10 protein-coding genes are annotated in these 14299 nt (G+C 69.1%); 7 read left to right on the top strand and 3 right to left on the bottom strand.

The window, feature by feature from the left end; all coding sequences use genetic code 11:
• Nucleotides 1-165: 165 nt before the first annotated feature.
• Entirely contained in the window at nucleotides 166-2838 is a 2673-nt protein-coding gene (gene clpB, locus TSH58p_RS03425) for an ATP-dependent chaperone ClpB (protein WP_109469091.1), read from the top strand.
• Nucleotides 2839-3005: 167 nt separating this feature from the next.
• Nucleotides 3006-3599, top strand: coding sequence for a bifunctional 2-polyprenyl-6-hydroxyphenol methylase/3-demethylubiquinol 3-O-methyltransferase UbiG (locus TSH58p_RS03420; protein ID WP_199230267.1), 594 nt, complete (start codon nucleotides 3006-3008; stop codon nucleotides 3597-3599).
• 21 nt (nucleotides 3600-3620) lie between these two features.
• Here TSH58p_RS03420 and TSH58p_RS03415 read toward each other — a convergent pair whose 3' ends face one another.
• Both TSH58p_RS03415 and TSH58p_RS03410 read right to left on the bottom strand, forming a co-directional pair.
• The gene (locus TSH58p_RS03415) at nucleotides 3621-4454 is read right to left on the bottom strand and encodes a cytochrome c oxidase assembly protein (RefSeq protein ID WP_109469089.1); all 834 of its coding nucleotides are present in this window, start codon (nucleotides 4452-4454) and stop codon (nucleotides 3621-3623) included.
• Between the two features lie 74 nt (nucleotides 4455-4528).
• Entirely contained in the window at nucleotides 4529-5296 is a 768-nt protein-coding gene (locus TSH58p_RS03410; RefSeq protein ID WP_247874339.1) for an FCD domain-containing protein, read from the bottom strand.
• A gap of 423 nt (nucleotides 5297-5719) precedes the next feature.
• Here TSH58p_RS03410 and lldP point away from each other — a divergent pair, with 423 nt between their 5' ends.
• The 5 genes from lldP (at nucleotide 5720) to TSH58p_RS03385 (ending at nucleotide 13484) form a co-directional block, all read left to right on the top strand.
• On the top strand, nucleotides 5720-7408 hold the full coding sequence (gene lldP / locus TSH58p_RS03405) for an L-lactate permease (RefSeq protein ID WP_109469087.1): 1689 nt from the start codon (nucleotides 5720-5722) through the stop codon (nucleotides 7406-7408).
• Nucleotides 7409-7736: 328 nt separating this feature from the next.
• Entirely contained in the window at nucleotides 7737-10625 is a 2889-nt protein-coding gene (locus TSH58p_RS03400) for an FAD-binding and (Fe-S)-binding domain-containing protein (RefSeq protein ID WP_109469086.1), read from the top strand.
• A 19-nt stretch (nucleotides 10626-10644) separates the two neighbouring features.
• Nucleotides 10645-11415 carry a (Fe-S)-binding protein gene (locus tag TSH58p_RS03395; protein WP_109469085.1) on the top strand — a complete coding sequence of 257 codons (771 nt, stop codon included), beginning with the start codon at nucleotides 10645-10647 and terminating at the stop codon, nucleotides 11413-11415.
• A complete protein-coding gene (locus TSH58p_RS03390; protein WP_109469084.1) occupies nucleotides 11408-12832 on the top strand; it encodes a LutB/LldF family L-lactate oxidation iron-sulfur protein in 1425 nt (474 codons plus the stop codon). Before TSH58p_RS03395 ends, TSH58p_RS03390 begins: the two co-directional genes overlap by 8 nt.
• On the top strand, nucleotides 12825-13484 hold the full coding sequence (locus TSH58p_RS03385) for a lactate utilization protein (protein ID WP_109469083.1): 660 nt from the start codon (nucleotides 12825-12827) through the stop codon (nucleotides 13482-13484). The genes TSH58p_RS03390 and TSH58p_RS03385 overlap by 8 nt, the downstream gene beginning before the upstream one ends.
• Before the next feature lie 13 nt (nucleotides 13485-13497).
• Here the strand turns inward: TSH58p_RS03385 and TSH58p_RS03380 are convergent, their stop codons facing one another.
• Nucleotides 13498-14292 carry a DUF3108 domain-containing protein gene (locus TSH58p_RS03380; RefSeq protein WP_109469082.1) on the bottom strand — a complete coding sequence of 265 codons (795 nt, stop codon included), beginning with the start codon at nucleotides 14290-14292 and terminating at the stop codon, nucleotides 13498-13500.
• Nucleotides 14293-14299 lie beyond the last annotated feature (7 nt).

Here is a 14299-nt window from a genome sequence, read left to right as displayed (position 1 = left end):
GCGCAGAACAGCCTTGCCCGGCCGTCCGGGCGGCCGTCTTGATCGGGGCGGCGCCCCTGCCCATCTGTTCCCTTGAGGCGACCAGGGCCGCGCATGGTGCGGGCCACACAGGCCGTCTTCCCGCGCCTTCACAAAGGGCGGGAACCATAACGAACGGAGTGCCTGATGGACTTCGGTCTGTTCACCGACCGTGCGCGCGGCGTCATCCAGGCTGCGCAACTGGCGGCTCTCGCCGGACGCCACCAACAACTCGTCCCCGAACATCTCGTGAAGGCCCTGGTCGAGGACGCCGATGGCGTGCCCGCCAAGCTGATCCGCGATGCGGGCGGCGATCCCGAGCTTCTGAAGACCGCCGCCGAGGAGACCCTGAACCGCCAGACCCGTGTCGAGGGCGAAGGGCCGCACCCGATCTTCATGTCCCCGGCGCTTGCCGGCGTGCTCCAGAATGCCGTCGAAACCGCGCGGGGCGCCGGCGACAAGTTCGTCTCCCCCGAACGGCTTCTCGAATCGCTGGCCGCCCAGGGCGGCAGCACGCGCGCGCTGTTCCACCGCGCCGGCGTCGACCCCGCGGTGCTGGTCGAGGGCGTCGAGTCGCTGAGCCGGAACCGCCCCGCCGACCGGCAGGAGGATTCGCAGATGGGCGAGGCGCTCGCCAAATACGCCCGCGACCTGACGGAAGAAGCGCGCCAGGGCCGGCTCGACCCGGTGATCGGGCGCGACGACGAGATCCGGCGGACCATCCAGGTCCTGGCCCGGCGCACCAAGAACAACCCCGTCCTGATCGGCGAGCCCGGCGTGGGCAAGACCGCCGTGGTGGAGGGGCTGGCCCAGCGGCTGGCTTCCGGCGACGTGCCGGAGGGGCTGAAGGACCGGCGCGTGCTCGCGCTCGACCTCACCGCCCTGCTGGCCGGCGCCAAGTTCCGCGGCGACTTCGAGGAGCGGCTGAAGGCCGTCCTTTCGGAGGTGCAGCAGGCGGCGGGCCGCATCATCCTGTTCATCGACGAGCTGCACTCGCTGATCGGCGCCGGCCGCACGGACGGCGCGATGGACGCCGCCAACATGCTGAAGCCCGCGCTGGCGCGCGGCGAGCTGCGCTGCGTCGGCGCCACCACCCCGGACGAGTACCGCAAGTACATCGAGAAGGACGCGGCGCTGGCCCGCCGCTTCCAGCCGGTGAACGTCGACGAGCCGTCCGACGAGGACGCCGTGTCGATCCTGCGCGGCATCAAGGGCAAGTACGAGGTGCACCATGGCGTGCGCATCGCCGACGCGGCGGTGGTCGCGGCGGTGCAGCTCTCCGCCCGCTACATCGCCGACCGCCGCCTGCCCGACAAGGCCATCGACCTCGTGGACGAGGCGGCCAGCCGCCTGCGCATGGCCATCGACAGCAAGCCGGAGGCGCTGGACGCCGTCGGCCGCCGCGTCGCCCAGCTGAAGATCGAGCGCGAGGCCCTGAAGTCCGAGCCGGACGCCGCGTCCCAGGAACGGCTGCACAAGCTGGAGGCCGAACTCGCGGTGGACGAGGCGAAGCTGACCGCCATGGAAGAGGAATGGCGCGTCGGCCAGTCCCGCCGCACCGAGGGCCGCCGCCTGAAGGAGGAGCTGGACCAGGCCCGCACCAAGCTGGAGCACGCGCAGCGCGACGGCGACTGGGCGAAGGCCGGCGAGTTGGCCTACGGCGTCGTTCCCGACCTGGAGAAGCGTCTGGCCGAGGCCGAATCCCGCGCCAACGCGGAGCGGGAGGAGGTGACGGCGAAGGACATCGCCGCCGTGGTCACCCGCTGGACCGGCATCCCGGTGGACCGCATGCTGGACAGCGAGCGGCAGCGGCTGAAGGGCATGGAGGACCGGCTGGCCGAGCGCGTCGTCGGTCAGGCGGAGGCGGTGCGCGCCGTGTCGAAGGCGGTGCGCCGGGCGCGGGCCGGGTTGAAGGACCCGAACCGTCCCACCGGCTCCTTCCTGTTCCTGGGGCCGACCGGCGTCGGCAAGACGGAGCTGGCCAAGGCGCTGGCCGCCTTCCTGTTCGACGACGAGACCGCGGTCACCCGCGTCGACATGTCGGAGTATATGGAGAAGCACTCCGTCGCCCGCATGATCGGCTCGCCTCCGGGCTATGTCGGGTATGACGACGGCGGCACGCTGGCCGAGAAGATCCGGCGCCGGCCCTATCAGGTCGTCCTGCTGGACGAGGTGGAGAAGGCCCACCCGGACGTGCTGAACGTGCTGCTCCAGGCGCTCGACGACGGGCGGCTGACCGATGGGCAGGGTCGCACGGCGGACTTCCGCCACGCGATCCTGATCATGACGTCGAACCTGGGGGCGGACGCCCTGACGGCGCTCGGCGAGGACGACAGCCTGGAGGGCGCGCGGGTCGAAGTCATGGACGCGGTGCGCCGCGCCTTCCGGCCGGAGTTCCTGAACCGGCTGGACGACGTGCTGATCTTCCGCCGGCTGGGGCGCGAGCAGATGGCCCACATCGTGGACATCCAGCTTGCCCGCGTCGCGGACCGTCTGGCGGAGCGCGGCCTGTCGCTGACCGCCGACGACGCGGCCCGCGCCCGTCTGGCCGACCTCGGCTGGGACCCGGCCTTCGGCGCCCGTCCGCTGAAGCGGGCGGTGCAGAATCTGGTGGAGGATCCCATCGCCGAGCGGCTGCTCGATGGCGAGGTGGACGAACGCTCGACTCTGCACCTGTCGGCGCGGGACGGCCGGCTGACGCTGGACGGCGTTCCCGTCGAAGAGGACCGCGCCACCGGCTTCAAGGCACCGGAGCGCCCGCCCCTGGGCTTCGCCCTGACCGGCAGCGGTGGCGGACGCAGCAGCGCCGCCGTCCACTGAGCGTGACGCGAAACGAGAACCCCGGCCCGCAAGGGCCGGGGTTTTTCGTGCGTTCGTTCCTGTTCGACCGCGCGTTCCCCCGCGGCGCATCGGAAATACCCGAGGGTCTATGGTAAGCAGGGGGATGATCGCCGCGTCACAGGCGCGCCATGGAAAGGGCATGGGGAATGCAGGGAAACAACGGGTACGGCGAGAATGCCGAAGCCCTCACGGAGCAGTATGAGAGCGTCGCGTTCGCCGATGTGCACCGCGATGTGCTCCACCTCTTCCCCACCCGACCGAGCCGCATCCTGGACATCGGCGCGGGCACGGGGCGGGATGCGGCCGCCCTGTCGGTGCTCGGTCACGATGTGACCGCCGTCGAACCGACCGTGGAGCTGCGCAGCGCGGGAACACGCATCCATGCCGCGACGCCGATCCGGTGGATCGACGACAGCCTGCCGGAGCTGGCCGTGGTGAGGAGCCAGGGCGGGCGCTACGACGTCGTGTTGCTCACCGCGGTGTGGATGCACCTCGACGAAGCCCAGCGCGGCATCGCGATGCCCCACATCGCGGCCCTTCTGAATCCGAACGGCCGGATCGTCATGTCCTTGCGGCACGGCCCGGTGCCGGCGGGGCGGACGATGTACGATGTCTCGGCTGCCGAAACCATCGACCTCGCCGCGTCCGTCGGCCTCCGGTGCATCCACCGGAATCACCGTGAGGATATGCTCGGCCGCGGCGACGTGTCCTGGAGCTTCGTCGGATTGGAAGCCCACTGACCCGCGCACCGACGGCGGCCGTCATGAGCGCTGGCTTTCGGGCACCATCAGCCAGCGCGCCAGGGCGTAGAGGTTGACGGCCACATAGACCGCCGCCCCGACCACCCCCATGATCAGGCCGCCGAGCTGCTGGTCGGCCAGGGCGGACAGGCCCCAGGGCGCCGTCTTGTCCAGATGGTAGACGAACAGCGGCTGCGGGGCGAAGATCAGCAGCGCCGCCAGGATGGCGAGATGGACGGAGGTGCCGAAGGCCGACAGCAGCCCCCTCCCCCGCATCGCCGCATCATCCGGAGCCAGCACGGTCCGCCACGCGGCGACCGCGCCGACGAGCAGGCTGGCGTGCATGACCCACAGCACCGCGTCGAAGCGCAGCGCCGCCATGTAGGGTCCCGGCAGGTGCCACACCCAGAGGAACAGCCCGAACAGCCCCCAGGCGATCTCCGGAACGGCCAGCGGCGACGCCAGGGTCCGCGCCCAGCCGGGCCAGCGCACCGCGCCCATCGGCCAGGACAGGACCAGCAGGGGCGCCGCCACCTGGATGGTCAGGAGATGCTGGACCACCCGCGCCGAGAACAGGGCGGAGGTCAGGTTGCACAGCGGCGAGACGAAGGCGGTGAACAGAACCAGCCACCCGGCGGCGAAGCACCAGGGCTGGTGCCGCGCCATCCCCGCCCCATGCCGCCGCACCACCACCGCGTATCCCGCGGCGGCCAGGGCGAAGACGGACAGCAGGACCGGGTCGCCGTTCCACGCGCTCCAGAGCCCGTCCGGCACCGGCGGGGCGCCGCAATAGGGAATGATGGACGGCAGCGTCGCGGAGAGCGGCGTTTCGGCGAATGACGTTGCGGCGGGCACGGCTGGACCTCCCTTGGCCTACAGCCGTGTAAAACCGAGAATGGCTCTCGGGTTCCCGGGCGCCGCGCTTTGGTTCAGGCCCGCTCGGCGGTTTCGATCAGGTCGGTCCGCCCGATGCGGCGCAGGGAGGCCTCCAGCCGCGTGTCGTCCTCGCGGATTTCACGCAGGGTGTGCAGCGTGAACATCACATGCGCCTCCGCCGCCGCATGGGCGGCCTCGGCGTCGCCGGCCAGCACCGCGTCGACGATGGCCAGATGCTGCTCCAGCAGCAGGTCGCGCACGCCCGGCCGGGTGTAGAGCCGGTCGCGGTTGTAGAACACGTCGTTGCGCAGCATCTCCGACAGCGCCCCCATGATGTGCAGCATCACCGTGTTGTGCGCCGCCTCGTAGAAGGCGAGGTGAAGCTGGGCGTCCACGTCGGCCTCTTCCGACGGGTCGTCCTTGCCGTGGGCGTCGCGCATGCGCTGGGCCAGGGCGCGGATCGCGTCGCGGTCGAGGTCGGTCGCCCGCTGCGCGGCCAGCTTGGCGGCGGCGGCCTCGATGGAGGTGCGGAACTCCAGATAATGGAAGGGCGCGTCCGGATCGGATTGCAGCAGCGCCGCCAGCGGGGCGGCGATGGGCGCGAGGAACTGCGCGATGTGCGTGCCGTTGCGCCCGGAGACGAGCAGCCCGCGCTCCTCCAGCTTCTCCAGGGCGTCGCGCAGCGACGGGCGCGAGACGTCCAGCTTCAGCGCCAGATCGCGTTCCGGCAGCAGCTTCTCCCCCGGACGCAGCACGCCCTCCCGGATCAGCGTCTCCAGATGCTCCGCGATGGCGTCCGCCAATTTGGCCGGCTTGATCATTCCCTTGCCTTGCCCCTTGCCCTGCATCCGCAGAAGTCCCACCCGATCCCGAAGGTTAGATATCGTCACGGCTTTCGCGCGTCCAGCCCCACCGCACCCCATGGCACCGTTTCCCGACCGCGCCGCTATTGGGCCGCCATCGAAGGGGTCAGGTGGTAATACCACGGGCAAGAAAAAGTCTCTGGCCACGCCGACGGTAAATTGAATTTTCCCTATTGCCAACCATTGCGACCCAATGTATCCGTTCTGAGCCTTTGGTCATATCTTTTGACCGGAGCCCACCCAAGAAAAAACTGATCTCCACGACCGAGCGGCCGTGGAATGACAGGCGGCGCGCGTCCGGATAAGACGTGCGGGTCCGGGCTCCATTCACGGTCGCTGGCCAAAGCGCAGAACCGAGAATCTGCGGCATAGGTAGGAAACATGCAGCCCTGGACACAAGTCTACGATCCCGCGGGTAACCTTTGGCTTTCGGCACTTGTGGCCGCGTTGCCGATCATTTTCTTCTTCATCGCGCTGACCGTTCTGCGCTTGAAGGGCCACATCGCGGGCACCATCACCGTCGCCATCTCGCTGGCCGTCGCCATCCTGTTCTACAAGATGCCGGTCGGCATGGCGCTGGCGTCCGCCGGATACGGCTTCCTCTACGGCCTGTGGCCCATCGCCTGGATCATCGTGGCCGCCGTGTTCCTCTACAAGATCACGGTCAAGACCGGCCAGTTCGAGATCATCCGCTCATCGGTGGTGTCGATCACCGAGGACCAGCGGCTTCAGATGCTGATGGTCGGCTTCTCCTTCGGCGCCTTCCTGGAAGGTGCGGCGGGCTTCGGCGCGCCGGTCGCCATCACCGCGGCGCTGCTGGTCGGGCTGGGCTTCAACCCGCTCTACGCCGCCGGTCTCTGCCTGATCGCCAACACCGCCCCGGTGGCCTTCGGCGCCATGGGCATTCCGATCATCGTCGCCGGTCAGGTGACCTCGCTCGACCCGTTCAAGATCGGCGCCATGGCCGGCCGCCAGCTTCCGCTGCTGTCCGTCTTCGTGCCCTTCTGGATCATCATGATCATGGACGGCTGGAAGGGCGTGCGCGAGACCTGGCCCGCCATCCTGGTCGCCGGCGGCACCTTCGCCGTCACCCAGTATTTCACCGCCAACTTCATCGGGCCTGAGCTGCCGGACATCACCTCCGCGCTGGTCAGCCTCGTCAGCATCACCGTCTTCCTGAAGTTCTGGAAGCCGAAGGCGATCTTCCGCTTCCCCAACTCCCCGCTGCCCGCCGGCCCGGTGCCGCAGTCGGTCGGCGCCATGGCGTCGAGCGAGTTCAACGCCCAGCGCGGCTACAGCGCCGGCGAGATCGCCAAGGCCTGGTCGCCCTTCCTGATCCTGACCGTGATCGTCACGATCTGGAGCCTGAAGCCCTTCAAGGCCCTGTTCGCCAAGGGCGGCGCGCTGGCCGACACCGTGCTGTACTTCCCGATCGCCGGGCTGGACAAGCTGGTGCTGAAGGCCGCCCCGATCGTCGCCTCGCCGAAGCCCATCGACGCCGTCTACAAGCTCGATCTGCTGGCGGCCACCGGCACGGCCATCCTGATCTCCGCGATCATCACGATGGTCATGCTGAAGATGCGCCCGGCCGATGGCGTCAAGACCTTCGTCGAGACGGTCAGCGAGCTGAAGCGCCCGATCTACTCGATCGGCATGGTCCTGGCCTTCGCCTTCATCGCCAACTACTCGGGCCTGTCCTCGACCCTGGCGCTGCTGCTGGCCGGCACGGGCTTCCTGTTCCCGTTCTTCTCGCCGATCCTGGGCTGGCTGGGCGTGTTCCTGACCGGGTCCGACACGTCGAGCAACGCGCTGTTCTGCGGCCTGCAGGCCACCACGGCGCAGCAGGTGGGCGTATCCGACGTGCTGATGGTCGCGGCCAACACCACGGGCGGCGTCACCGGCAAGATGATCTCCCCGCAGTCGATCGCCGTGGCCTGCGCCGCGGTGGGTCTGGTCGGCCGCGAGTCCGAGCTGTTCCGCTTCACCGTGAAGCACAGCCTGTTCTTCGTCGCGATCATCGGTGTCATCACCATGATCCAGGCCTACATCCTGCCCTGGATGATCCCGTAAGCGTCGACGTCTCCCCCCTTCTCCTCCCCCCGGGGAGAAGGGGCGTCATCCACTGCCGAGCTTTATTCCCTACGGCGCCGCTCGGCCTTCCATCCGGTCGGGTGGCGCCGCTTTGTTTGTGCATTGCAACAGCGCAGCGCTGCGTTTGGTCAATTCATTTTACCATTGCGGCCACCAAGCAAATCGATTATCCGACTTACTGACTGTGGCACACAACAAGCCGTCCGTCTGACGGGCGGAAACAAACGTCGCCCCAGCACCCGCAACCCGGACCGGCGATCACGGAGGAGTCGTCGCGCGGTCCCAGATCCGGAGGCCCCGAGAACCGATGCTGCCCGCGCCCTACGACCGCCTGCACGCGGCCCTCCGGGAGTTCATGCCGGACGAACGCCTCGTCACCGACCCGCTGCGCACGCTGGCCTACGGGACCGACGGCAGCTTCTACCGCCTGATCCCGAAGATCGTCGCCATCGTCGAGGCCGAGGGCGAGGTGGTGCGGCTGCTCAACCTCTGCCGGGAGCTGAAGACCCCAGTGACCTTCCGCGCCGCCGGCACTAGCCTGTCGGGCCAGGCGGTCACGGATTCCGTCCTGGTCCTGCTGGGCGACAGCTGGCGCGGCTGCACCATTCCGCCCGGTGCCGCGACGGTGACTCTCCAGCCCGGCGTCATCGGGGCGGAGGCGAACCGCAAGCTGGCTCCCTTCGGGCGCAAGATCGGGCCGGACCCGGCCTCCATCGCCACCGCCAAGATCGGCGGCATCGCGGCGAACAACGCCAGCGGCATGTGCTGCGGCACCGCCCAGAACAGCTACCGCACGCTGGCCTCCATGCGGCTGGTGCTGGCCGACAGCACGCTGCTGGACACCGGCGACGCCGCCAGCCGCGACGCCTTCGCCGTCAGCCACGGCGCCCTGCTGTCCGGCCTGTCCGATCTGGCCGCCCGCACCCGCGCCGATGAAAAGCTGGCGGAGCGCATCCGCAACAAGTTCCGCATCAAGAACACCACCGGCTACAGCCTGAACGCCCTGGTCGACTTCGAGGAGCCCATCGAGATCCTCCAGCACCTGATGATCGGGTCGGAGGGCACGCTCGGCTTCCTGTCCGAGATCACCTACAACACGGTGCCGGAACACGCCCACAAGGCGAACGCGCTGCTGATGTACCCGGACATCGGGGAGGCCTGCCGCGCCGTCGCCCTGATGAAGCCGACGCCGGTCTCGGCGGTGGAGCTGATGGACCGCGCGTCGCTGCGCTCGGTCGAGGGCAAGCCGGGCATGCCGGACTTCATCGGCGGGCTGGGGCCGGACGCCTCCGCCCTGCTGGTTGAGATCCGCGGCGAGGACGCGGCGGCGCTCGACGCCAACATCGCCGCGGTCAGCGCGGTGATCGCCAGCACCCGGACCCTGTTCCCGCCGACCTTCACCACCGACGCCAAGCTGGGCGAAAGCTACTGGAAGATCCGCAAGGGCCTGTTCCCGGCGGTCGGCGCCATGCGCAAGGTCGGCACCACGGTCATCATCGAGGACGTGGCCTATCCGCTCGACCGGCTGGCCGAGGCGACGGTCGAGCTTCAGGCGATGTTCCTGACGTTCGGCTACACCGAGGCGATCATCTTCGGCCACGCGCTGGAAGGGAACCTGCACTTCGTCTTCACCCAGGCCTTCGACACCGACGAGGAGGTGGACCGCTACCGCCGCTTCATGGACGCGGTGTGCGATCAGGTGGTGCGCAAGTATGACGGCTCGCTGAAGGCGGAGCATGGCACGGGCCGCAACATGGCCCCCTTCGTGGAGATGGAGTGGGGTCCGCAGGCCTATGGCCTGATGAAGGAGATCAAGGCGCTGCTCGACCCGCAGGGCCTGCTGAACCCCGGCGTCATCCTGAACGACGACCCGGAGGCGCATCTCAAGAATCTGAAGGCGATGCCCGCCGCCCACCCGCTGGTGGACACCTGCATCGAGTGCGGCTTCTGCGAGCCGACCTGCCCGTCGCACAAGATGACCCTCTCGCCCCGCCAGCGCATCGTCGGCTGGCGCGAGATCTCGCGCCTTGAGGCCACCGGCGCCGACGCGGCGCGGCTGAGCGCGCTGCACGACGCCTACGACTATCAGGGCATCGACACCTGCGCGGCCTGCGGCCTCTGTTCCACCGCCTGCCCGGTGGGGATCGAGACGGGGCTGCTCATCAAGGCGCTGCGTGGCGACCGCCGCGGGGCGGTGGCCCAGGGGTTCGGCACCTACGTCGCCGGCCACACCGCCGGGGCGCTGTCGGTCGCCCGCGCCGGCCTGAAGCTGGCCGATCTGGCCAAGCGGACGCTCGGCGACGGCACGGCCAATTCGCTGTTCGAGGGGCTGCGCAATGTGACGGGCCAGCGCCTGCCGCACCTGCCGCGCGCCCTGCCCACCCCGACCAACTTCACGCCGCTGCCCCAGGCCAAGGCGTCCGCCGACGCGCCGACCGCCAACGCGCCGACCGTGGTGTATGTGCCGAGCTGCACCAGCCGCAGCATGGGTCCCGCCGCCAACGATCCAGAGAAGACCCCGCTGCCGGTCAAGGTGGAGGCGCTGTTCCAGAAGGCCGGCTACCGCGTCGCCTATCCGGAGCAGCTGTCTTCGCTGTGCTGCGGCATGCCGCTGGAGAGCAAGGGCCTCGCCGCGCAGGCCGACGCCAAGGCCAAGGAGATGGTCCGCGCCATCTGGGCGGCCAGCGCCAACGGCACCGCTCCGGTGGTTCTCGACACCAGCCCGTGCTCCTTCCGGCTGAAGAAGCACCTGAAGGATGCCGGGCTCCAGGTCCTGGATCTGGTGGAGTTCATCCACGACCATCTGCTGGATCGTCTGACCTTCACCAGGCAGACGGAGCCGGTGGTGCTGCACCTGACCTGCTCCACCCGCCGCATGGGGCTGGATGCCAAGATGAAGGCGGTGGCCGCCGCCTGTGCCACCCAGGTGGTGGTGCCGGAGGATGTCGGCTGCTGCGGCTTCGCCGGCGACAAGGGCTTCACCACGCCGGAGCTGAACGCCCACGCCCTGCGCCACCTGTCCAAGGACATCCCCGCCGGGGCCAAGGCCGGCTATTCGAACAGCCGGACCTGCGAGATCGGCCTGTCCGACCACTCCGGCTTGCCGTACCGTTCCATCGTCTATCTGGTCGATGCCTGCTCGACGCCGAAGGCTTCCGCCACGGCCTCCACGCGCGCGTCGGAACCCGCGTTCTGAGGCGGGAGGGAGGAAAATCATGAGCCACGACGGCACCCTAAGCCGGCCCGCCATCGAACGCCCCGACAGCGTCTATTTCTTCGGCACCTGTCTGGTCGATCTGTTCTACCCGGAAGCCGGCATGGCCGGCATGGACCTGCTGAAGCAGCAGGGCGTCCGCGTCGTCTTCCCGCAGGGGCAGAGCTGCTGCAGCCAGCCCGCCTACAATTCCGGCTACCGGGAGGAGGCGCTGAAGGTCGCCCGCGCGCAGCTCGACTATTTCCCCGGCGACTGGCCCATCGTCGTGCCGTCGGGCTCCTGCGCCGGCATGATGAGCAAGCACTGGCCCGACCTGTTCAAGGGCGAACCGGACGAGGCCCGCGCCTGTCAGGTGGCCTCGCGCGTGTGGGAGCTGACCCAGTTCCTCGTCCAGGTCCTGAAGGTCAAGTTCGAGGACCAGGGGCCGCCGGTGAAGATCACGTGGCACGCCTCCTGCCACGCCCAGCGCGAAATGGGCGTGACCGACGAGCCGAAGGCCCTGCTGCGCCAGCTCGCCAACGTCGAGCTGGTGGAGTTGCAGCGGGAGAAGGAATGCTGCGGCTTCGGCGGCACCTTCGCCGTGCGCCATCCGGAGATTTCCGCCGCCATGGTCGGCGACAAGGTGGCGGACATCGAGAACACCGGGGCCAAGGCCGTGGTGTCCGGCGACTGCGGCTGCCTCATGAACATCTCCGGCGCGCTGGAGGGCGGGAAGAAGCCGGTCCGCGGCGTCCACATCGCCCAGTTCCTGAAGGAGCGCACCCATGGGTGAGAGCAGCATCAATTTTGCGAAAGCCTCCAGCGCGGCGCTCCAGGACCAGCAGCTCCGCGGCAACTTCCGCCGCGCCATGGACGGGCTGATGTCCAAGCGCGCGGTGCAGTTCGCCGACACCGCCGAGTGGAACGGGGTACGGACGCTCGGCGCCTCGGTCCGCCTGCGCGCCCTGTCCAAGCTGCCGGAACTGCTGGAGAAGCTGGAAGCCAACTGCACGAAGAACGGCATCCAGGTCCATTGGGCCTCCACCACCGACGAGGCCAACGCCATCGTCCTGTCCATCATGCAGCGCGTGAACGCCAAGCTGGTGGTCAAGGGCAAATCGATGGTGTCGGAGGAGATGCACCTCAACGCCTTCCTGGAAAAGCACGGCATCGAGAGCCTGGAAAGCGACCTCGGCGAATACATCGTCCAGCTTGATGAAGCGATGCCCTCGCACATCATCATGCCGGCGATCCACATGAACACCAAGCAGATCGCCCATCTCTTCAAGCAGAAGATCAAAGAGGCGGAATACACGGAGGACGTAGCCCAGCTGACGGACCTGGCCCGCCGCGTCCTGCGCAAGAAGTTCGCGACCGCCGACGTCGGCATCTCCGGCGTCAACATGGCGGTGGCGGAGACGGGCACGCTCTGCCTGGTGGAGAACGAGGGCAACGGGCGCATGAGCACCACGGTGCCGCCCGTCCACATCGCCGTCATGGGCCTGGAAAAGGTCGTGGAGAAGCTGGAGGACGTGCCGCCGGTCATCAGCCTGCTGACCCGCTCCGCCACCGCCCAGCCGATCACCACCTACGTCAACATGATCTCCAGCCCCCGCAAGGCGGGTGAGAAGGACGGCCCGGACGAGATCCATCTGGTGATCCTCGACAACGGGCGGTCGGGCATCTACGCCGACGAGGAGCTGCGCAACACGCTGCGCTGCATCCGCTGCGGCGCCTGCATGAACCATTGCCCGGTCTACACCAAGGTCGGCGGCCACGCCTATCAGGCGCCCTACCCGGGCCCGATCGGCTCGATCCTGATGCCGCAGGTGGAAGGGCTGGAGACGCGGGGCGAGCTGCCGCACGCCTGCACCATGTGCAACGCCTGCGTCGAGATCTGCCCGGTCAAGATTCCCATCGTCGAGATCATGGGCCGCCTGCGGTCGGAGGCGGTGCATCCCGGCGATGCCGTGAAGGGGGCCGGATCGCACGCCAGCAAGGCGGAGACGATGGTGTGGAAGGGCTGGTCGATGACCTACGCCTCGCCGCTCGCCTACCAGTTCGCGACGGCGCTGTTGGCGAAGCTGGGCAACGCAGCACCCGCCAGCCTGCCGCTGCTCAAGGAGTGGACGAACGTGCGGTCCAAGCCGCGCTTCGCCAACCGCACGCTCCACGCCCTCGCCCGCGAGAAGGGGATTCCCGATGTCTGAGTCCAGAAACGCGATCCTGGGCAAGCTGCGCGCCGGGCGCGACGCCCATCCGCTGACCCCGCCGGAATCCGACTTCGCCGTCCTGCGCAACAAGCGCTGGGAGGGCGCGGAACGGCTGGAGCGCATCAAGCGCATGATGGAGGCCGTCCACACGGAGTTCCTGGAGACGACCGAGGCCGGCTGGCCCGCCGACGTCCAGGCCTTCCTCAAGGCGCAGGGCACCCGCAACCTGCTGTTCGGCCCGGCGACCGAGGCCGGGGCGCGCCTCTCGTCCGAATGGACGGAAGGCGGTCCGGAGCTGGTCCCCTACGCCGACCGGGTGGAGACCTTCAAGGAGCGGCTGTTCGACGGCATCGACGCCGGCATCACCACGACGCTGGGGGCCATCGCCGACACCGGCAGCCTGATCGTCTGGCCGACGCCGGAGGAGCCGCGGCTGATGTCGCTGGTGCCGCACATGCATCTGGCGCTGCTGCGCGCCGACGCGCTGTACGACACCTTCTGGCAGGCGATGACCGAGAACCGCTGGGCCGACGGCATGCCGACCAACGCCCTGCTGATCTCCGGCCCGTCGAAGACGGCGGACATCGAGCAGACGCTGGCCTACGGCGTCCACGGGCCGAAGCGGCTGGTGGTGGTGATCATCCGCTGAGGGCGTCAGCCGGTCAGAGGCCGGCCTTCACGCCGACGGTGTGGACGAGCACCGTCATCGTGTCGGTCGGCACCTCCACCGTCACGGGGACGACGCGCCCGCTCTCCGGCGCGCGGGCGAACCACACGGTCGCCTTGCGCTCCACCCCCTCGGCGAAGAAGCGGTCGCGATCGCGGTCGCCCTGGAATCCGGCCACCGGGCGGACGGTGACCGCGCAGACCTCCGCCGTGCCCGTGGCGATGCGGTAGCGCGACGACGGCAGGTCGCCCTGGCCCTGCGGCGTCATGATGATGTCGTAGCGGCGGCGCCCATCATAGACGGGGTAGCGTCCACCGCAGCCCCCCGCCCGGCTGGCGGTCAGGATCACCGCCGCCCCGGCGCTCAACGGATCGATGCTGCCCCTTCGGCTGTCCGGAGGCACCCGCGCCGCCTTGTCGGGGCTGAGCGGCGGCTCGGCGGTCACATCCACCCCGTCGGGGCCGAAGGACAGAGTCATGATGTCCTGCTTGCGGCGCAGACGGCGCTCGCCGCGGAAGCGGTCGGGCTGGGCGGCGCCGGCCTCCAGCCGCCCGGCGGACTCGGCGTGGTATCGGAAATTGGTGAAGAGGCCGAGCCAGGGCACCGCCTCCGCCTCCAAGGCCGCCCGGTAGCGGCTGGCGTCCCCTTCCGCCTCCTCGGTCAGCACGACGCTGCCGCGCGCCAGGGAGACGCCGCCGCCATAGGCGGCGAAGTCCAGCTCCAGCGTGGCGGCCCGGCCCGCCGCCGGCAGAAGAATCAGCAGCCCGGCGGCCAGGAGAATCCGCGTCACGTCGATC

This window comes from Azospirillum sp. TSH58, from assembly GCF_003119115.1.
Lineage (GTDB): Bacteria > Pseudomonadota > Alphaproteobacteria > Azospirillales > Azospirillaceae > Azospirillum.
Note: the sequence above shows the minus strand (reverse complement) of the source record. Positions and strands in the feature narration are given on the sequence as shown.